A 21,399-nucleotide genomic window follows, 5' to 3' on the forward strand; every position below is an offset into this window, starting at 1 on the left:
AATCACCAAACCGCAAACATATACCACAAAATATGCTTCCGAATTGGTCAGGATATAGGTATAACCTAACCTGCTATCCCATACACACCTTTTATTTTACCTTATGAACAAGCTATTTATCCCTTGCCTACTTGTTGCCTTGATGAGCACACCAAGTATTGCTATGCCCAACGGCAATGCCGAAACAGGCAAAACCAAAGCATTCTCTTGTCAGTTCTGCCACGGTGCGACCGGCAAAGCAACTCAAACCACTTACCCTAATCTCAACGGACAAGATGCCCTTTACCTCTTCCGTTCCATGCAAGACTACCAACAAGATCGGCGGACTGGCCCATTGAGCGCGATGATGAAACAGCAATTATCTGCACTCAATGAACAAGATCTGGCTGACGTCGCTGCCTTCTATGCCGAACAGAACTAACGAAAGCCCAAAGCAAAAATGAAACCAGCGGCATATCGGTATTCTTGACTCACTCAGCCTACCGCTGTGCCCTGCTCTACCTTTGAGTCTAAATACGGCAAAATAAGGGCAAACACGCCTTATCGTAATAAAAACAATAATCTCAACGCGTTAATCAGCGCACTTTCACTGCTCACCCATACACTGAAAGCATATTTTTGAAGCATCAAAAAATATTAGACCATTGAAATAGCAAAAATATGAGGTTTGTAGCCCTCTAGAAATGGCTTTATTGTCTCTGCCACTGGTATGCCGTGTTAATAACGTCTAAAATTAACCCGACCTGATGGCAGCAGCCATCTACCTTTTCTGGTGCAAGGCGCCAGTAATAGCGAAGTCAACAGCTATGGTTGCTGTGTTCTGGTTATCTGAACACCAGTGTTCAGACTCGAGAATCTACCGCCGCCATGGTTTCTTGCATCGTGCTTGTGGGAATATTGACCATTTACGCCTTTTAATACAAAAAGGCGGAGCAAAAACAAGCAAATGTTCATTTTATCGTAAATGAACTATGTAATATTTGTCTAAATCAGTGATATACTCCCCGACCGAATAGTGACAGTAATTGTTTATAGAGAAAAACAATGACAGATTTATCTAAATACAGAAACATTGGTATTTTCGCGCACGTTGATGCGGGTAAAACCACTACTACTGAGCGTATCCTTAAGCTTACTGGTAAAATCCACAAGATCGGCGACACGCACGACGGCTCTACTACTACTGACTTCATGGAGCAGGAAGCTGAGCGTGGTATCACAATCCAGTCTGCAGCAGTTAGCTGTTTCTGGAACGACCACCGTCTAAACGTTATCGATACTCCAGGACACGTTGACTTCACAGTTGAAGTATACCGTTCTCTGAAAGTACTTGACGGCGGTATCGGTGTATTCTGTGGTTCTGGCGGTGTTGAACCTCAGTCAGAAACTAACTGGCGTTACGCTAACGAATCAAACGTATCTCGTCTGATCTTCGTTAACAAACTGGACCGTATGGGTGCAGATTTCTTCAACGTTGTAGAACAAGTTAAGAAAGTACTTGGCGCAACTCCACTTGTTATGACTCTACCAATCGGCCGCGAAGAAGACTTCGTAGGTGTTGTAGACGTTCTAACTCGTAAAGCATACGTATGGGATGACTCAGGTCTTCCAGAGAACTACGAAGTTCTAGACGTACCTGCTGACATGGTTGACGATGTTGAAGCTTACCGTGAAGAGATGATCGAAACTGCTGTTGAGCAAGACGACGATCTAATGGAAGCTTACATGGAAGGTGAAGAGCCTTCTATCGAAGACATCAAGCGTTGTATCCGTAAGGGTACTCGTGACCTAGCGTTCTTCCCAACTTTCTGTGGTTCTGCATACAAGAACAAAGGCATCCAGCTTGTTCTTGACGCTGTTGTAGATTACCTACCATCACCAACAGAAGTTGACCCACAGCCGCTAACTAACCCAGAAACTGGTGAGCCAACTGGCGAAGTAGCTACTGTATCTGCAGACGAGCCACTACGTGCTCTTGCATTTAAGATCATGGACGACCGTTTCGGCGCCCTAACTTTCGTACGTATCTACTCTGGTAAGCTAAACAAGGGTGACACCATCCTTAACGCTGCTACTGGTAAGACTGAGCGTATCGGCCGTATGGTTGAGATGCAGGCTGACGAGCGTAACGAATTGACTTCTGCACAAGCGGGCGACATCATCGCTATCGTTGGTATGAAGAACGTTCAAACTGGTCACACTCTATGTGATGTTAAGCACGAGTGTACTCTTGAGCCAATGATCTTCCCAGTTCCAGTAATCTCTATCGCTGTTGCTCCTAAGGACAAAGGCGGTTCTGAGAAGATGGGTATCGCGATCGGTAAGATGGTTGCAGAAGATCCATCATTCCAGGTTGAGACTGACGAAGAAACTGGCGAAACTATCCTGAAAGGTATGGGTGAACTTCACCTAGACATCAAGGTAGACATCCTTAAGCGTACTTACGGCGTAGACCTAATCGTTGGTCAGCCACAGGTTGCTTACCGTGAAACTATCACTCAGCCAGTTGAAGACAGCTACACTCACAAGAAGCAGTCTGGTGGTTCAGGTCAGTTCGGTAAGATCGACTACCGCATCAAGCCTGGCGAGCAAGGTTCTGGCTTCAAGTTCACATCAACAGTTGTTGGTGGTAACGTGCCTAAAGAATTCTGGCCTGCAGTAGAAAAAGGCTTCGAAGGCATGATGAACACTGGTCCTCTAGCAGGCTTCCCAGTGCTTGACGTTGAAGTAGAGCTATTCGACGGTGGCTTCCACGCAGTTGACTCATCTGCAATCGCATTTGAAATCGCAGCGAAAGGCGCATTCCGTCAGTCTATGCCTAAAGCAGGTCCTCAGCTTCTTGAGCCAATCATGCACGTTGACGTGTTCACTCCAGAAGACCACGTTGGTGACGTAATCGGTGACCTTAACCGTCGTCGCGGTATGATCAAAGATCAGCAAGCTGGTGTAACTGGCGTACGTATCAAGGGTGATGTACCTCTATCAGAAATGTTTGGTTACATCGGTACTCTACGTACTATGACTTCTGGTCGTGGTCAGTTCTCTATGGAGTTCGCACACTACGCACCATGTCCTGCAAACGTTGCTGAAAAAGTAATCGCTGAGCAGAAAGAAAAGAACGCTAAGAAGTAATTTTTAATTACGACTAACGTTTAAAAAACCCGGTTGCTTCGGCAACCGGGTTTTCTTTTATTCGTATGTTCTTGTGATAAGCCTTCTCGCCAATAACATCACCAGAAACGACTATTCATTCGTCCCTACACTGCATTCAGCCAAGAACCGCAGCAGACCATACTGCTTCAACCATTCGAGCTGCTCTTTTCGCTTAACCAAAAAACGACCGCTGTAATTCATTCCGTTAGCAAACACACCTGCGATATTGTTCACCGCACGAGGCAAGACCAAGAGCCAGTCCTTACTCAGCAGAACATTGTGCGGACTACACTCTCCATGCTCATCAGGGCCAAGCTGTAACTTTGCCAAGGCAGCCAGATAGTTACCATAAATGGATTCAGCATCTAAGTTATTTGAGCGACTAACCACATGCTCAAACGGTAAAGCACCCAGCCCGATCAACTCAGACAATGGGACTGCCGTTTTTACCAACTGCATATGCCGATGTGGCTGGCTGGCCCCCGCTACCGGGCCGCAATTATAAAAGCCCAGCACATCGTCAGCATCGAAACCAAGCAGCCAAGCCTTGAAGTCAGCAAGACTTAAGACCTGCGTTTGCGATACAAAATCCTTGGAACAAATAAGTAGATGTGGCGAAATGACCGGAAACTTATTAAGCAGACAAACGTGGCTTTCACCCGCCTCAGCAACATACATGGCAGATTCATATGGCAAAAAAGGATTTGCATGGCTACTTGATGAGATGAGTTTCTTACCCGCATTTTCCGTCACCACATGACCCAAATAACACACCCCGTCTTGCTCAATCGTCACCGCCTGAGTCGCAATTGGCATCAGATCCCTAGATGCCATCGACTTTTCCGTAACCCGTTCCGCCATTTTCCAAAACATTATTGATATCCCATTGAATTACATACAAACACTATACGCCCGCAGTATATAACGCATCAAGTGTACTAGAATATTTACACTCCACTCCTTCTAAGTAATCTATATATTTCTGCTATCTATGGCTCGAATTATCAAAACTTTGTATCATCGAAGCCATTGGAAACAACTGCTTTACCCTATTTATTAGCGTACTCCAAAGCAGTATGAGATCTTTGTTTGGTCACTGAGATTTCACCGGTAATCTTGTTTGGTCGCAAATTACCACTCCAACCCAATAAAAAAGGCGCTTACCCTAAGGTAAACGCCTTTTTGCCGTGCCTGATTATCTGATTGTTCAAATCAACTCAGCGGCTAACATAAAGCAACCGAACAGGAAGCTCAGCCCTAGAGCCAACTGGCCGCCACCAACACGGTATAGCGCACCAGAAGCATCAACCTCAAACTGCGAATCATCTTGACCACGCAGCTTCATTGTCATTGCCATCGGAATAAATACGGCAAGGAAAACCAAGATAATACCGGCATAGCCCAGTACCGATAGGAACTGGTCAGCCGCGACAACCGCACCAACCAATGGCAGGATAAAGGTCAATACATAGGTCACTGCACGGTTCTGGCGGAACATATCGACATTCTGATCAAACAATGCCATCGCCACACCCAAGAATGACGTTAATAGCGCCAAGCCAGTAAAAATCGACAATACCGCATTAATCATGCTGTGCTTGGCACCCAATGCCGCAATCAGCTCAGAGACATTCGAGAAACCCACCATTTGATCAGCATTCAGATTACCCATTGCAGCATATAGCCACAGTAGGTAGCTAACCAACGGGATCATCGAACCCACGATAACCATATTACGCAATTGCTTATGGCTGGCCCCCTCGTTGTATGTCACCAGTGAAGGAATCACAACCATAAAGCCGAAACTGGTGAACAGCACCGAACTTGTCTTGATCAACGCAACCTTACTGTCGCTTGTCGCCAACATCAAGTTATCCACCGTCATGGTCGGTACCAATGACATTAGAGTAACCGCCAGCATCAGCACCATGATGGCAAATAGGATACGGTTAATCTTATCCACAGTTGCCGTCCCGGCTGCGACCACCAAACCTGCCAGTACAGTGAAGACAATCTGGCTTTGCAGCATAGTAAACTCAAGGCCGATTCCTGATAGCAATTTCTTCAGCAAATCACCCGCACCAATGATATAAGCCATCAGCAGACAAACTAGCAAGGCGTACAAAAGGCCATTTGTCACAACCTGACCACCTTTACCCAGTGTCTTACGTGCGATGGTATTCATACCCAAGCCACCACCTGCTTTGATACTGGCTTCAAGCAGCAATAATGCCGCATAGGTGGTACCCAACCAGATAAAGAGCATCAATAGCGTGCCCCACACCAAGCCAAATTGAGCCAGCACCATAGGAATGGCCAACATACCGGCACCTAATGCGGTACCCGCGATAATTAAAGAACTTCCAACTAATTTCAGGTTCACGATTTAAATCTCAACAGTTATCGCAATGCCCATCGCATCCGCAATGTACAAAGCATTAAAAAAGGACAGTGAAGAAGACCACCATGCCAAACGGCAAGCTATAGCTATGGATTAATAGCTAAAGTGGCTAAATCGAAATGCGGTGATAAAACCGTAAAACTGAAAATGCTCAGAAGTCTTATGGGCAAGACTCTGCTTGATAGAGGGGGTTATAGAATGTATAGGGGCAGAATTATGCCGCCCAGTGGGGTGCGTGTTCATGTATCGTACTCCAAAAAACGATATTTCCCTGAGTATCAGGTAATCATCCTATGATTAGCCTGTCTTTGTTTGGTCATTAAGCAACTTATCCGGCTATCTGTCCTACATCAACAGGCATTTGGCATTTTTTTGCAGCACGTTACATAAACTTGATATAGATCACAAAAACACAGCTATCATCACTAGCATTCAGGTGGTTTGTTTAACCATTAACCGCTCCCCCAATGGCGCTATTTTCATCCCTAGCAGCAGTGCTGCCAAAAATATAATCATGGCCGGATTCAGACCCGAGATGGAGGTAACCGCAGGCCCAGGACAAATGCCCGCCATCCCCCAACCCACACCGAACATTGTCGCGCCAAGCAACAGCTTTTTGTCCAGTATTGTGGAGGTTGGTAAGTTAAATGCTCCACCCAAGACTGGCTGTTGCCGCCTGCGTACGAGCAACCAGTAACCCGGAGCAAAAACCAACAGCGCTCCCCCCATGACGAAGGCTAAGCGAGGATCCCATTGACCGGATATATCCAGAAAACCGATTACCTTCGCGGGATCAACCATTCCGGACAGCATCATCCCAAATCCAAACAACAATCCCGACACCAATGAAACCATCATAACTCTAAACGACATAGCCCACTCCTCAGACAATGTATAAACGCAGGTAGGTTGTAATCACAGCCACGGCCATAAATACCCCGGTAGCAACCACTGAACGCTTCGACAAACGCCCAAGACCACAAATTCCGTGGCCGCTGGTACAGCCATTGCCCAAACGTGTCCCCATCCCCACCAATAATCCCGCTATGACTATGACCAAGGGGTTACTAACAGGCAAACTCTCCGGCAACGAAACACCAAAATAAGGCGTCACCAATCCGGCCAACACCATACCCAACAAAAACAACCAGCGCCAACTACGCTCGGCCTGAGGTGATTCCGTATTCATTGCTCCGGAGACTATCCCACTAATCCCAGCTATACGACCGCTAAACAAAAGCAGCAGCAATGCCGATGTACCCAACAGCATCCCTCCCACTAAGGCCAACCACGGAATTTCAATACTCATCACGGTTCCTCCACCAAAATGCCTGCCTGTATCTATCCACATTTTTCCACAGTACCACTCCAAGGTATCGTGTTTTGGATGACTCTTTTTACAGAGTTACTCAGGGCATATAATTAGTCAACACTAAATTAGAAAAAACTAAATTAGACAAGTGCAATGAATGTTTTTATAGTAGCCCTAATATTGTCATTGCCAACTTGGCGATCTGTGAAAAAGGGAATCGTATGACCAAGATTTTAATTATCGGCGGTGTTGCAGGTGGGGCGTCGGCAGCAGCTCGAGCACGACGACTAAGCGAAGATGCCGAAATCATCATGTTCGAAAGAGGCCACTTTGTTTCATTTGCTAATTGTGGATTGCCTTACCATATCAGCGGAGATATTAAGGATAGAAGCAAATTACTCCTGCAAACGCCAGAGAGCTTCTTGGCGCGTTTCAATGTTGACGTTCGGGTAATGAATGAGGTTATTGCCATCGATCGTCAGAACAAGACCGTAACGGTTAAAAATCTTGTTGATGGCAGTGAGTATTCCGAGACCTACGATTTTCTATTACTCAGCCCTGGAGCCGGACCTGTCATCCCGCCGATTCCGGGAATCTATAACCCGCTGACACATTCGCTGCGTAACATTCCTGATATGGATCGCATCATTCAAACGCTCCAGTCAAATAAACCCAAGCATGCTACTGTCGTGGGCGGTGGCTTTATCGGCCTAGAAATGATGGAAGCGTTCCACCAGCTAGGTATAAACACCACACTCATCGAGATGGCAGACCAAGTAATGACGCCTGTCGATAGGGAGATGGCGGGGTTTGCCCACGCTGAAATCCGCGACAAAGGTGTAGATCTTAAATTAGGGACTGCACTTACGGCCGTTGAGTATCAGATATCAGATCAAGACAGCCAACCTGATAACACAGGCCATTTAAGCCTGACATTAAGCAATGGTGAAACACTCATTACCGATATTCTAATCATGGCTGTTGGTGTTCGTCCCGAGACCAAGTTGGCACAGGATGCCGGTCTGCAGATTGGCGAACTAGGTGGCATTTATACCAACGACATGATGCAGACCAGTGATCCTGCTATTTATGCCGTGGGTGATGCCGTCGAAGAGAAGGACTTTGTGACGGGCGCACAAACACTTGTTCCGCTTGCTGGCCCTGCCAACCGTCAAGGCCGTATGGCGGCAGATAATATGCTTGGCCGCAGTGAGACCTATCAAGGTACTCAGGGCACGGCAATCTGCAAGATCTTCGACTTAGCTGTTGCCTCTACGGGCAAAAACGAAAAGCAGCTTAAACGTGATGGTATTGCGTACGAGAAAGTATACGTCCACACCGCCAGCCACGCGAGCTACTATCCCGGAGCAGAAACTGTGTCGTTCAAGATGCTGTTTGACCCACAAAGTGGCAAGATTTTCGGGGCACAAGCAGTCGGTAAAGATGGCGTCGACAAACGTATCGATGTCATGGCGGTGGCACAACGTGCAGGAATGACGGTCGAGCAGCTGCAACATCTAGAACTGACATACGCACCACCCTATGGCAGTGCCAAGGACGTGATAAACCAAGCAGCTTTCGTCGCCACCAATATTATCAAAGGTGACAGCACCCCGATTCACTTTGATGAAATAGACAAGCTCAATGACAATCAACTGCTGCTCGATGTTCGCAATCCTGGTGAGCTCAAAAATATGGGCTTTATCGACGGAGCCATCAACATCCCGGTAGACCAATTACGCCAATGCATGGACGAATTGCCGAAAGACAAAGAGATCATCATCTACTGTGCTGTCGGCCTGCGTGGCAACGTCGCATACCGCCAGTTAGTCAACAATGGCTACAAAGCCCGTAACCTTATTGGCGGATACCGTACTTACACATACGCCCAATAAGCCACTCTTTCCAAAAGCAACCAAGAAATACCATCTGCCTACACGCCGTCATGATGTAGGCAGATGGCGCAACTCAGTAATCTGATGACTTATCTTTGTCCCTATACCCTACGTCCTTGCCACTGTCGTCATGATGATATCGACGATCATAACTGTCATCTTGATAGTGTTGATGTCGGTACCAGTTATACCAATATGGCCATTTCACACTTTTTTCTTGAATATTAAGAACAAACAGGCAATCAAAAAACATCGGATCACCGACATTACCGGCAAAATTGGTAAGATCAACCATCCCCGAAAGCCTTACTGTCCCTTTGTGCCGCCAGTACTCACCATACCCCTTGAGGATACTATTTTTATCACTGGCCGCCCCTGTGATATGGGTCACCGTATTGCCTTCAGGCGTCACCGTTTCTTGCAAAGCAGGTTGAACCGTCGTTAATCCCCGACTCACGATTAGGCCATCAGGAAGATAAAAGAAAGTCGTACCAATGAGCTTAAGGCCATCACCTTCTGGCGTGATTTCAGATAAGCAATCAGTCGCCGAACCAATAAACTCTCCAGTTGCATGATCCTTTAATCCAACATCAAAACATATGGCAGGATCTGGCACCTCATCTCCGTCGATGTCTGGAACCTCACCTTCATACATTTTCCCTGTACCCACCAGATTCAAGACAAGCCGCTTTGATGATCCAGAATCACTGTCTGATGAGTCATCATAACTATGACTATGATAAGTGTTGCTAGAATGCGTATATGAGGATGTATAGTGTGAAGAATACGAACCTTTGTCATCATCGTCGTCATCATACTTACTGTCTGTCTCATCACTATCCGAATAACTCTGATGATAATACCGATCATCATCATCGTCATCGCGATCATATTTGCCCGAAGCCACACTCACTCCAGACAACCCCACACACATTGCTGTGAGCAAAAGGGTTAGAGTTTTCTTTTTCATCTTGATACTCCACGTATATCGCTGGCATCATTCATTTGTTACCCGCCAACTTTGAATCTGTGTTACTTGTTGCACCTCGACAACAAGATGCACCAAACAGACATTTATACTGTAGATGAATTAAGAATTAGCTTCAGATGTGAGGCCTTAGCTCAATATTGAAATACAATGCCAAATCAAATCATTGCCGTTTAATACGGAACCTTACGCATATCAAATAACATCGATATTCTTAAATTTAAGACAAGCGAGCCAGTGCGAAATACAATGAAATCGCACTATCAGCAAGCTATATAGCAATATTGGAAGCGTGCGAATCTTTGGGATTCGGCCCATACTCGTTCGCCTCAGGATGGCTATCCTGAACGAAGAAATACACCAATACCAAAACACCAATTAGCGGGATCAAACTAATCAGCAGCCACCATCCACTCTTTCCTATATCATGCAAGCGACGTACGCCCACGGCAATGCTCGGTACCAACACCGCTAGAGAATAGACTGAACTCAATAATCCCCCCTCTTCGGTACCAGCCGGTATACCCAGCAATGGATTGATAATGTAGGTATCGATCAGTGACAAACAAACAGCAATAAGTACATTAAACAGAAGGAAATACCAATACTCTTGACGCCTAGCCCTACCATTAAAGACCGCATATTTCTTCAATACAGCGATATACCAATTCATACCCTATCCTTCTCTTACTGCACTATTGATAGATTCAAGTATATCTAAGCTAATTCAAGATGCGTTTTCACAACCTCACAAAAAACATCGGGTGTATAATTCCCTAAAGGAATTTCACACAGCTTAACACGGCACGATTTTCGTACCGAAGCCCTTACTCACCGTCCTAGAGAGCGAACTATGAAAAAAATGTCAGGTCTACTTATTCTACCTGCGGCCTTACTAATGGTATCAAGCATAACCAGTGCATCAACACAGCTATCTGAAAATGTTTACTCACCTGATCAGGGTGTTATATGTGACAAAAAAGCAGGATTTTGTGCCGATAGCTATGGAATCTCCATGGAATTTACCAAAGAGTTTCTCGGTCAAGCCGCACAAGACAAAATGATGGCGATGGTTGATAAAGTGGGAAGCAGTAACTTTGACACAACTCGCTATTCAATGAGCAACAAAGTGTACTGTGATGCGGAAAAACAGAGTTGTTATACCGACCGTTTCTCCGATACAAAAGCCGAGGCTTATAACGCTATTTTATACCCTACTCAACATTAACAGCAGGGCTTAATACCCTGCTGCTGTTTAAGTCAACCAAGCGGTTGCTTAGGATACCAGAGCTTGCGGTGATTGCTTTACTTCCCTCAGCCACTGCTCAATTTCAGAGGGTGGGAACAAGAGGGGATCACCCAGCTCATCATCATCAACCTCCATCAACTGCGGCGGTAAGAGATCAATAATCTTTTCTAAGTCTTCATGGCTATGAATATGATTTTCGAAAACAGCCACCATCTGATGGTTATGGTCAATACCTCGTGCCTGAGCCGCTTTGGCCAAGCCGCTGAGCAAGGTATACCATGTTGTCATAGGCCCCTGGATCACAGATGCGGACTCAGCGACAGAATCAATAAACGCAAAGGGTACGGTTTCCATCAAATATTCCGCTTTCATCGCCGCAAAAATCCAATCAGTATCAAATGAGAAATCATAAACCGTTGGGTTGGCGAGTATATCGGCAATAACATGCCTGTCATATAATTTAAATGCAGCTTGAGTATCGCAGATATTATTACGGAAAATTTCTCGACCAATCATTCGTTGCATATGGCGCAACGTTTTAATGCCTACCCCCCAACGTTCTTCCTGCTTAATCAGTATTGAATCCGGATGCTTTCTATTGCCCAAGACCACTTTGGCCCGATCGACGATATAAGGTCGTAAAAGCAATCCAAGCTGTCCTAAATGTACCGAATTATCCGCATCGGTATATATAACACAATCTCGCTTATCGTTTAGCGCCTGCTGACAACCATAAATAATCGCGCCCCCCTTACGAGAGTCATCCACATTGGAGAGATTCAATAATGGCCCGACTCTCGCCGGTAGAGCCTCGGCCAAGCGTAGCACCGTAACTTTCTGCTTATCAGGGTGTGATTCAAGCAACGACTCGGCAATCCCTGCACTATCATAAGGGCAGCCATCATCGACGGGATAGAGATGCCAATCAACAACCGAGCCTTGAGTGATCCAATTGAGCTGGTTGATTTTCACCCGCAACGAATCTTCACCATTAGGGTTTTCAGTCGATTTCGGAAGCAGACGATTTTGTTCCCCCCACATCGCGAAGACAACCCCGACAGAAATAGGGCGAGTTAATTTCAGTACATATCTTTTCGATTCAACCAACTTCACAGCCAATCGAAATTCTAAAGGACAATCTCGCTCAAGCAGCAATTGATGGTAATAAGCCGTAGGGACATCGGTAAGGCAATACAGTGTATTGGCCAAGGCCAACAGGCGTTTCTGGTGACGGCTATCCGTCAAATCAAATTTATCCTGTGCTTGCGCTAACGCGTCCAAAACTATTTTTTTTGCTGCTGTCATCACGAGTCCCTCATGGCAATTCCACTTACACTTCTCACCCAGACAACACCAACAGGGTTTAAATTAAGGGTAGTAATCGCGATTTAGAACTCAAAATTTATTAAGCAAATAATTGCATTAAGTTACGATTTTGTGATGGCAATTCCTTTAAGGAATAACAAACTCCGTACCCGTCTCTTATTTTTACTGGACCGGATAAAAACTACGCCGCTGATTAGACTCAACAGGCGGAGGATCGTTGGCACTCACGTTGGCTTTGGGAATCAATTGCGGTGCTGGGGATTTTATCTGTTCTACCTTCTCACTTTTGAAAGACGATTTCACTTCCCCTGCGGGTTGCTCTTTGAACTCTAAAGGTTCAACCACCAACTGTACGGTCGTCGGCGCCACTTCAGTATTCTCTTGGGCTTGGGCTTGGGCTTGGGCTTGGGCTTGGGCTTGGGCTTGGGCTTGGGCATCATGCTTTGCTGCAGACGACGGGCTATTATTATCAATCAATCCAGCTGCACGGCTTCTTGTCTCTTTTTCGGGTGTCACAATAAAACCTTTACTCATCACCGGAGCGGTTTCGACAATAATGGATGACTCGCCTGTCGATAATTGACGACTAACCTTATTTGGCTCAATATCTTTTGTGCTTTTTTGCTCCGATAACGGAGCAACCTCTGTCTGTTTCGCACTGGGGCTATCTGCCTCAACGTTAGTTGGAGCAAATTGCTGCTCATGACTAAAAGCGTTACTCATACCACTGAGTTTCTTTTTGCCCTGAATAGAAACGGCTGCGGGTTGATATGCCGGTACTGATGGCACTGACTGTGGCATAACTCGATCCGCTTGCGTATGATCACTCAATCCTAACTTCGGACTCTGAAAGTGAAAGACCCCAAGTTTTTGTTCCCATGTTTGCAAAACAACATAATCCTGCTCCCACTGGCTATCCATTCCCGAGGCCAAATCGGCAACTTGCAACTGGGTTGAAAGCAACGTGCTTGCATGCTCATAACGTCGATGGAGGGACTTGCGGACACGTTCCCACGTTGTTCCCCCTGTCATCAAATAGCGAGTACTATCAGCCCAATATTGATAGGCGACGGCATCATTAGCCTTATCCGCAGCAATGGCTGCCAGTGCTTCAGACAATCCAGCATATTGCCACATCCGCTTGCGTCCCAATTTCGCCTCAGAACTCAAAATTACAATCGTCAACCGATGCCACTGTTCGGCAGCTTGGTGGTATTTACCGGCATTGGCCAAATGGCTGGCCTTGGAAAAATAACTAAGTTCAACTTCCATCGGCGAAGCCAGTAAAACCGCAGACCATAACATCCAACAACTACAATAAAACAAGGTACGAAGCCGTCTCATCGAAATGTCTCCACCAAACATTTGCCAGGATGATAAAAGCGAGAGTCGAACTGCACATCGCGGTATTCCCTGCTGCCCTTTGGCTGATACAACTTACCATTTGCTTTATACAACAAAGCTTGGAGTACCCCGGCATTTGTCTGCAAACTGATGCTTTTCTCATAACTACTAGTAAGCTCATAACGCCCTTCGTACCAACCACGCTCAGGGTCGTATAACTCCTGCACCAACGTCAGCAATTTATCGGTATAGTCGGTTTTCCACAGCACCCACATCTGAAAAGCAACCCGGGTCGAGACCAACGCCTTTTCGTCATGATCACTGCCATCCTCAGCCACACTGATCCACGGGGTACCCAATGCATAAATGCTGTCATAAACAAAATAAGGAGGACCGCTTACAACATGCTCGCCCCGCGCGGTATAGATCCTGTCTTGTTCCCAGCGAGATTGCTGAAGCCTATAAACTGAATCCGCCATAGCAGAAAGTGTATGGTTGGTATGCTCAGCATCGCTACTTCGAGTATCGTCAATATTGTCCCAGTTGAATTCCATCCCCATCAATAAATAAGGCGTGCTGTAAACCGGGCGCAATACGTCGTAATGCCGGGGATCACGACCATCAAACAACAAATCAATACCATTGATTGTCACAACCTCGTAAGGCTCTAGCATCATGGCTTTTTGCGGTACCACATGCCAATCCAGATAACCATACGAGGTATACTCTTCGATGCCCAATCGGCCTTCTTTATACCGGTGAACCTGCCCTTCATGAACCGTACCACCGTACAACTCACCATCTTGCGTCACCAGTTCACAGAAGTTCCAGCGCAACACAGCCTTATCGACATATTCCGAAAACTCTGGATAACGTTGTTTTGTCATTGCCAGCACAATTAACAAACGGCCAATATCAATAGAAGACCACCCCAACTCGGCAGGCTGATTTGCATAATTGACCATTTGGGACGTATTGGTGCTATAGACCTTGTTGGGCACTCCAGTTAAGCCAAGTGGCATTTCATTGAGAAAACCAAGCACCAATGTCAGGCGCTCGTCATGCTCTTTGCTGGTAATAAATTCGAATTCACGAGCCGCCATCAACGCGACAAGATAGTCGGCAAGATTGGACATGTTTATGGTGGGGTAATTATCCAGCGCATTCACCAACCCGGTTGTCAAATTGGTATTATTCTCAACGTACTTCCATGCGATTCTTGCCCACTCTAGCTCCTGTTCACTCAAGCCACCGTAACGGCCCTGCCTGAATATCTGTGATTCATTGACCGTGGTGATCCCATCTTGCACACCGTTATAAACCACGCCGCACGCAGACACAGACAGCGCCAAAGCAACAGATAATAACGAATGCACCTTCCATCGGCTCAAAAGCACTACTCCCACCAGCGACAACTAGCCCTGATTAGGCTTCTTACGAGGCAAACACTGCCCCTCATAACCAAACGGTGACTCCAGCGCTTTTTCCCACAGACTTGGGGCAACATTATCTTGATACTGCAATAACTTGCCTTGTTGCTTATAAAGCAGGATTTCCAACGTTATACCGTTATTATTCGATGTGAAGGTATTGATAAGGCCCGTACCGTTTTCAAAAATCCCCTCGTAAAATCCTTTTTCTCGATCGTACAAGTGCGACACATGATCAAACAGCAAATCAGTATAATCGGTGTCCCATAATACCCACATCCCCATCGCGCCCTTGATGGCAACAGCCGCAAACTGGGGTAGGAACTCTCCATTTTCCGCAATCGTATTCCATGCAAAACCATCGGTATAAATCGTGTCATACACAAAATACGGCGCGCCGGCCAACTGGTGCTCTGTTCTTGCCGTAATGATACCTGTTTGCTTGTAACGCTCTTCCTGAACCCGGTAAATCTGGAGGGCAAACTCCGCTATCCAATCATTGGAGTAGTTATGGTCGTGACCACTGCGGTCCTCGGTGAGATCCCAGCCCATTTCAATACCATCAAGCACATAGCTTTCTGTCACAACATAGCTATGCGCCTTCAGCTTACGAGGGTCTCGGGTATCATAAGGCACATCGTATCCATAAAGGTTAATGGTGCTATAGGGCTCGGGCATTGATGCTTGTGTTGTATCAAAGCCCCACAGTTGAAAACCTTTCGCGGCATACTCCTCATAACCAAGTCGCCCTTCCTGCAAATACTGCACAGGCTTATCCTTTTCCTGCAACGCACCAAACATCGTGCCGTTTTCGTCCACCACATTGCAGAAGTTCCAACGCAGCACAGCCGAATCAATCCCGGTGGCGTATTCAGGATAACGGTGTTTAATAATGTGCAGCCAAATCAACAACCGTCCAAGATCCAATGCCGAATAACCGATTTCACCGGGCTGGTTGGCATAGTCTACCTTCGCCGCCGTTTGCGTGTTATAGGCCTTGTTCGGCAATTCCCCCTTAAACAAATCCAAAGTATTCAGGGTTGTCAGCATCCGGATAAAACGTCTGTCAAACTCCTCTTTTTCTATAATCCCCAACTCGTATGCGCTAACCATACCGGCCATATAGGAAGCCGCATCCCACCACGTAACTGACGGATAATTATTTACTGCATTAACCAGACCTGTTGATTCCTGATAATTATTTTCAAAATACTTCCAGGCAATCCTGGCCATATCCATTTCTTTTTCAGTCAGCTGTCCAGAACGTGCTTTCGGTATACTCCAGTGACTCTTTCGCTCAATAACATCGTCCGAAAAACTGTTGTATTTATTTCCGCAACCAGTGGCCAGCAAGCCCAATAAGCACACGGTGATATAACGCATACGATACTCCCTACCCTGATTGCGCCTTACCTAACACCTACGTTCAGTAATGAACCGTTTTCGATATATGCCAATGACTCCAAAACAATCCCGTTTGTATTGGCAGTCACCGCTTTATTCACACGCCCATCCAGCTCGTAACGGCCTGAATACCATCCCTTGTCTTTAGAAAACAAATCTTTGGCATCATCGATCAACAATTCGGTATAAGGGGTGTCATACAGCGCATACCAACCGAATGCCGCTTTGGTCGACAGTGTCTTCAAATGGGAGGCATCATCCCCCTGATCAGAGATCGCATTCCATTCCTTACCGTCTGAAAACACGGTGTTATAGACAAAATACGGTGCCTCATCGACGTTATCTTCGCTGACAGCCGTCAATATCCCCGTACGCTCATAGCGATTTTCCTGCGCCTTATAAACACGGTGAGCAAAAATCTTAGAAACGCTGTCGGCACCGAACTCCAAACTGTCAAGAATATAGGACTCACTCACGACATAGTTGTGTGCATGGTATTTGGCGGGATCACGCAAATCCGTCGGAATATCAACGCCATCGATTTGTCGCATTTCAAGATAATCAATGTATTTCATTGCATTGAAAACATCTCGCCCCATCAATGACATGGCTTTCGACGCATACTCTTCATAGCCAATTCGACCTTCCTGAACCAGTTCCATACCGGAACCATCAGAGTTGGGACGCGAGCCGTACAGATAACCATCGATAATCATGGCACTCACATCCCAATGATTGAGCACATCATTAACCTGCTGGTTAAACTGCGGGTATTGCCAAACCATGATATTAAGCGGCACCAAAATCCGGCCGATATCGATTGCCGACCAGCCAATGCCATTTTCGACAGGTTGGTTTGTATAATCGACCATTTGCAACGTTTGGGTATTGTAGGCCTTGTTCGGTAACTTACCGTCAATAAGAGGTAAACGGGCCAGCGTATCCAACACCTTCTCCATGCGTAACTCAAACTTGCCCTGACTAATAATATTCAGCCGCTCGGCAGATAGCAGCCCCATCATATACGAAGCCGTATCCCACATCGTCGTAGACGGATAACCATCGACCGAATTAACCAACCCAGTATTTTCTTGGTAATTATTTTCAAAATAAGTCCAAGCCGTTCCAGCCCAAATATATTCGTCCTCAGTCAATACGCGGCTATCCCTGACCGGGATTTCTTCCGTTGCCTCAAAAGTAATGTTGCCTAAAATCCGGCCATAATCACGATTTTCAATGGTCAATGCGATAGCCAACGCCGTAAACAGGCCTAGCAAGAACACAATATGGTGCCTAGCATTCACCACAGCTTGTTTAAATTCCATATTCCAACTCCTCTGAGCCTTGCTCTTGCTTCTTGGCTGACGGTGGTGGTGTCCAATAGGCTGCGGCAATCATGCCCCACATCGCCATCATATTATTGATTGTCCAAAAACTATTGAATATCAGACCGCCAAGTGAGTAACTGCCAAACATCCCAGTGAAATAGCAGAACCACGCAAAGGCCATGCTAATTAAACTCAGGCCAAAAATGATCTTCTGCGGAATCACCAAATGGCCAAATGTCCCGTCTTGCCTCTCCTTCGGCGTTGCAGGGAAACTAATTTTCTGCCCCCTGAGCACCGTCCACAAAGCCCGCATATTCACCGGGAAGAAAGAAAGGAAGTTGGTTTTCCCCTTGTAGCCCGCTACCCCCCACGTCCCTATCATCATGGCCAATTCGGCCGTCAAGACATAAGGAATAAAATGCAAGTAGAAGGTCACATCATAGGCGCTGACTGGCGCAATACTGGTAAAGAAGTAAATGATTGGACAGGTCAGGAAAATGATGTTCCAGATAGCCGACAAGTTCGACCAGAAACTCGCCCCATACATAAGCTTTTGTTTTAACCCCATACCCTTACGGAACAGTGGGTTATCATTCATAAAGATATCTATCGAACCGCCTGAGTACTTGAAACGCTGCACCGTCCATGTCTGGAGATCCTGAGGGGAAAGCATCTTGCTCTCGACCTGCGGGTGCATAACGGAACGCCAATTACGCTCAGTATCCGAGTGGAGCACAATCGAGGTATAGATATCCTCAGAGACGTGGAATTTGTATGGCGTGAACTCCGTATCGAAAATAATTTCCTGCCGTAAATTGTCAGAAACGGATTTCTCAACATGCTTTTCCTTGGTGATCTTGCGGATCTGTTTCTCAATTTCTGACTGCTCTTTACTGATTTGCTCGCTGTAACTCCGCAAGGCGGCTTCCATCACCGCCTCGCGACGGTGGATGGAACCCGCCCCACAGCAAAACGATGCATTCACCCAGTTACGGCGGCGTTGGATCACGTCATAAAACATTTGCGGATCATTCACAAACGGGTCTTCGCCAATTTTTATCGGCCCATATAAGCGCTCAACCCCGCGACCAAGGCCAGATGCCCAGCGACCTAACTTACGCCCTAACCACTGAGGCAGGCGCTCACCTTCCGGCAAGTCGAAAAACCACTGCGGTGTTTGTACCCAAGCAACGTCAGGATCACGGAAATACCCCATGGTATGTTCAAGAATGGTCGGAAATGGTCGTGTATCAGCATCACAAATCACAATAAAATCACCGTAGGTCTGCTCGAGGGCATTTCTCAAATTCCCCGCCTTGAAACCCACGTTGTTGTCTCGGGTAATGTACTCAACCCCCATTTCAGTAGCCAAAGCCTGCATTGTCGGCCGCCGGCCGTCATCCAAGATAAAGATCTTCATTTCAATATCATGTGGATAGCGGATTTTTTGAGCATCCTCGATACTCAGCTTAACTAACTCGGGCTCTTCATCGTAAGTGGGGAAAAATACGTCAATACTAATTGGCCGCTTTTCCCCCGCTTCCGGACTATCGGCCGCGACACACTCGTTGATAGTATGGGGCGGCGATTTTCGAGGCTCATCCTTGGTCTTCCACAGGTTAAATGTGAACAAAACCGATCCAATAAAGGCACAGGACTCCGCAAATACCAGCGGAAACGAAAACCACATCGCATCGTAGTTAAGCGCAAAACTCCAGCGCCACCATAAATACCAAATCCCAAGAGTCAGATTGCAGGTTGCCAAGTACTGATATAACAACTCTCTTGGCATACTATGTGGCACGGGCTCTGGCGGCTTACGGTGCTCAAATTCCTTGAAATAAAAATCCATCCGTATTGCTCCCGTTATCGACGGTTAAAATAAGCTTGGTGAACTGCAATCAAGCCAATCAGGCTGGCGTTGTAATCTATCGCGAACTCATTAACCGCATACGAACGATCGCTGTCGATATAACTCAGCATGCCTAAATTCTTTGGTGCAACACCCGCCTGAGCCATTTCATTTGGCCCCCCAACCATAAAGCCCGGCAGAGAAACGCCTGTCGCTATTTGGTATAAGTGGTGCAGGTTTTTAACGGCATACGTTCCGCTTGCCGTGACGTAGCTCATATTGAACGGGTTAGCACCCAATACGTAATCCATTTGAGACTGAACGCTCTGACGCCGTTCCACTTTACCCGTCGCCAGATCGGCCCAAGCCATCAAAATGCCAGCTTCAGCCGTCATCTTGTTCGAGCCCCAAATAAAACGTTGGTTGGCAACATAAAATGGTGATTGCAATGCCTGTTGGTGATAACGCTCGGCCACCGCATCAAGGTCAGTCACTAATTGGGCTGTAAATGGTGAGTCCACCGCTTCAACAAGGTGCCATACCCCCATCAGTGCAGGGTTTTTCCATTCGAAAATTTCCAGAAGATCTGATTGGTACAGATTTTCAAACTGCTGCAAATATTTATCTTGGCCGGTCGTTAAATAAAGCTCGGCATAGGCCCACAGCCGATCATCGGCGTCGGTCTCCAAGGAAGGCTCCATATCATGCTTGTTTTTAACATAGGGGCCAGAACCACTGTCGTCGCCAGGCTGCCAATCAATATATTGCTCGGGATGCTGTGACAAGTAATTGGCTGCATGAATGGCCGCGGAGAGATACTGACGAGACAAATCATGGTTAAACGGCTTTATAACCCTTGCAGCAAATGCCATTGTTGCCGCAAATTTGGCTGTTTCAGGCGTGCTCACACCGTAGATATAACGAGGTTGAAGATCTTGCCAAGGCGCAATTTTAGCTGGCCATTGCGCACCTGAAACCTTCCGGTACACAGCACCATCTACACGTTGCATTTTCCTCAGCCATTCTAGTGCATAAATAGACTCATCAAGCACTGCGGGTAACTGACTGCCACGATAATGATAGCCAGAGAACAACGCCGGTGACTGGCGGTAAGCTTCCAATAAACGAGCAACAGTTACCGTTGTTGTCGCGACATATTTACCGAAATCGCCAGCATCATACCAACCGCCTGTCGTATCTTGGCGACTCCCTGATTTGTTAAATGCATCACTACGATAAATGACACCATCGTTCATATGGCTCGGCGGGCGCATCATCCCGGTAACCGCTTCTCTTACCTCAGTTCCTGAACGCTGTAAATACAGGGCATGTACCAGCCTCTGGTTCAAATCACGATAGTTATCCGACCCTATTGCAAACGGAACTGATGAAATATCCCCAGACTCAAGCTGATACCAGCCGGGATGTTCAACTTTACTAAAATCAACAAGGCTCACATGGCGCCCATCGGCCAATTTCGGCATTGCCTTTATAGGCAGTGATGCTAAACCCGGCTCTCCAGATAGGGAACGCAATGCTACAGGAGGCAGAGACTCATCAGAGCGACTAATGATATATCCCGATTTGTCAGCTGATTCCAGATAACCGACCTGATTCACCACAATAGATTCCACACTGGCATGAGCACCAGACACCAGCACTACGCCAGCCAATATCATTGATAACCGTGAGTAAACCGTCGAGCTGTCCATGAATC

Annotated in this window: 17 protein-coding genes; 4 read left to right on the forward strand and 13 right to left on the reverse strand. The window is 46.6% G+C overall.

Going from position 1 to position 21,399, the window contains the following annotated elements; genetic code table 11:
* Positions 1 to 103 precede the first annotated feature (103 nt).
* Positions 104 to 421 carry a c-type cytochrome gene (locus ABT56_RS00965; protein ID WP_047876989.1) on the forward strand — a complete coding sequence of 106 codons (318 nt, stop codon included), beginning with the start codon at positions 104 to 106 and terminating at the stop codon, positions 419 to 421.
* 623 nt (positions 422 to 1,044) lie between these two features.
* Entirely contained in the window at positions 1,045 to 3,132 is a 2,088-nt protein-coding gene (gene fusA / locus ABT56_RS00970) for an elongation factor G (protein WP_047876990.1), read from the forward strand.
* Positions 3,133 to 3,243: 111 nt separating this feature from the next.
* Here the strand turns inward: fusA and ABT56_RS00975 are convergent, their stop codons facing one another.
* The 4 genes from ABT56_RS00975 to ABT56_RS00990 all read right to left on the reverse strand — a co-directional run bounded on the left by ABT56_RS00975 (position 3,244) and on the right by ABT56_RS00990 (position 6,863).
* On the reverse strand, positions 3,244 to 4,026 hold the full coding sequence (locus tag ABT56_RS00975) for a DUF4922 domain-containing protein (protein ID WP_047876991.1): 783 nt from the start codon (positions 4,024 to 4,026) through the stop codon (positions 3,244 to 3,246).
* 334 nt (positions 4,027 to 4,360) lie between these two features.
* Positions 4,361 to 5,536 carry an amino acid permease gene (locus ABT56_RS00980; RefSeq protein WP_047876992.1) on the reverse strand — a complete coding sequence of 392 codons (1,176 nt, stop codon included), beginning with the start codon at positions 5,534 to 5,536 and terminating at the stop codon, positions 4,361 to 4,363.
* A 450-nt stretch (positions 5,537 to 5,986) separates the two neighbouring features.
* Positions 5,987 to 6,427, reverse strand: a complete 441-nt coding sequence (locus ABT56_RS00985) for a YeeE/YedE family protein (RefSeq protein ID WP_047876993.1) — start codon at positions 6,425 to 6,427, stop codon at positions 5,987 to 5,989.
* Between the two features lie 10 nt (positions 6,428 to 6,437).
* Entirely contained in the window at positions 6,438 to 6,863 is a 426-nt protein-coding gene (locus ABT56_RS00990) for a YeeE/YedE family protein (protein ID WP_047876994.1), read from the reverse strand.
* A gap of 224 nt (positions 6,864 to 7,087) precedes the next feature.
* Between ABT56_RS00990 and ABT56_RS00995 the strand changes: the two genes are divergently transcribed.
* Entirely contained in the window at positions 7,088 to 8,761 is a 1,674-nt protein-coding gene (locus ABT56_RS00995) for an FAD-dependent oxidoreductase (RefSeq protein WP_047876995.1), read from the forward strand.
* 73 nt (positions 8,762 to 8,834) lie between these two features.
* Here ABT56_RS00995 and ABT56_RS23820 read toward each other — a convergent pair whose 3' ends face one another.
* Both ABT56_RS23820 and ABT56_RS01005 read right to left on the reverse strand, forming a co-directional pair.
* A complete protein-coding gene (locus tag ABT56_RS23820) occupies positions 8,835 to 9,731 on the reverse strand; it encodes a hypothetical protein (RefSeq protein WP_157037757.1) in 897 nt (298 codons plus the stop codon).
* A 289-nt stretch (positions 9,732 to 10,020) separates the two neighbouring features.
* Positions 10,021 to 10,422: a DUF805 domain-containing protein gene (locus ABT56_RS01005; protein WP_047876996.1), complete on the reverse strand. Its 402-nt coding sequence runs from the start codon at positions 10,420 to 10,422 to the stop codon at positions 10,021 to 10,023.
* Between the two features lie 180 nt (positions 10,423 to 10,602).
* Here ABT56_RS01005 and ABT56_RS01010 point away from each other — a divergent pair, with 180 nt between their 5' ends.
* On the forward strand, positions 10,603 to 10,977 hold the full coding sequence (locus ABT56_RS01010; protein ID WP_240478228.1) for a YcgJ family protein: 375 nt from the start codon (positions 10,603 to 10,605) through the stop codon (positions 10,975 to 10,977).
* A gap of 48 nt (positions 10,978 to 11,025) precedes the next feature.
* Here the strand turns inward: ABT56_RS01010 and ABT56_RS01015 are convergent, their stop codons facing one another.
* The 7 genes from ABT56_RS01015 to ABT56_RS01045 form a co-directional block, all read right to left on the reverse strand.
* A complete protein-coding gene (locus ABT56_RS01015; protein WP_047876997.1) occupies positions 11,026 to 12,303 on the reverse strand; it encodes a glycosyltransferase family protein in 1,278 nt (425 codons plus the stop codon).
* Between the two features lie 183 nt (positions 12,304 to 12,486).
* Positions 12,487 to 13,668, reverse strand: a complete 1,182-nt coding sequence (locus tag ABT56_RS01020; protein WP_157037758.1) for a hypothetical protein — start codon at positions 13,666 to 13,668, stop codon at positions 12,487 to 12,489.
* On the reverse strand, positions 13,665 to 15,059 hold the full coding sequence (locus ABT56_RS01025) for a DUF3131 domain-containing protein (protein ID WP_240478229.1): 1,395 nt from the start codon (positions 15,057 to 15,059) through the stop codon (positions 13,665 to 13,667). Before ABT56_RS01025 ends, ABT56_RS01020 begins: the two co-directional genes overlap by 4 nt.
* Before the next feature lie 24 nt (positions 15,060 to 15,083).
* Entirely contained in the window at positions 15,084 to 16,481 is a 1,398-nt protein-coding gene (locus ABT56_RS01030) for a DUF3131 domain-containing protein (RefSeq protein ID WP_047876999.1), read from the reverse strand.
* Positions 16,482 to 16,507: 26 nt separating this feature from the next.
* Entirely contained in the window at positions 16,508 to 17,827 is a 1,320-nt protein-coding gene (locus ABT56_RS01035; RefSeq protein WP_047877000.1) for a DUF3131 domain-containing protein, read from the reverse strand.
* A complete protein-coding gene (locus ABT56_RS01040) occupies positions 17,817 to 19,682 on the reverse strand; it encodes a glycosyltransferase family 2 protein (RefSeq protein WP_047877001.1) in 1,866 nt (621 codons plus the stop codon). The genes ABT56_RS01035 and ABT56_RS01040 overlap by 11 nt, the downstream gene beginning before the upstream one ends.
* Positions 19,683 to 19,696: 14 nt before the next feature.
* Entirely contained in the window at positions 19,697 to 21,394 is a 1,698-nt protein-coding gene (locus ABT56_RS01045; protein ID WP_240478230.1) for a glycoside hydrolase family 9 protein, read from the reverse strand.
* Positions 21,395 to 21,399 lie beyond the last annotated feature (5 nt).

This window comes from Photobacterium aquae, from assembly GCF_001029445.1.
Taxonomy (GTDB): domain Bacteria; phylum Pseudomonadota; class Gammaproteobacteria; order Enterobacterales; family Vibrionaceae; genus Photobacterium; species Photobacterium aquae.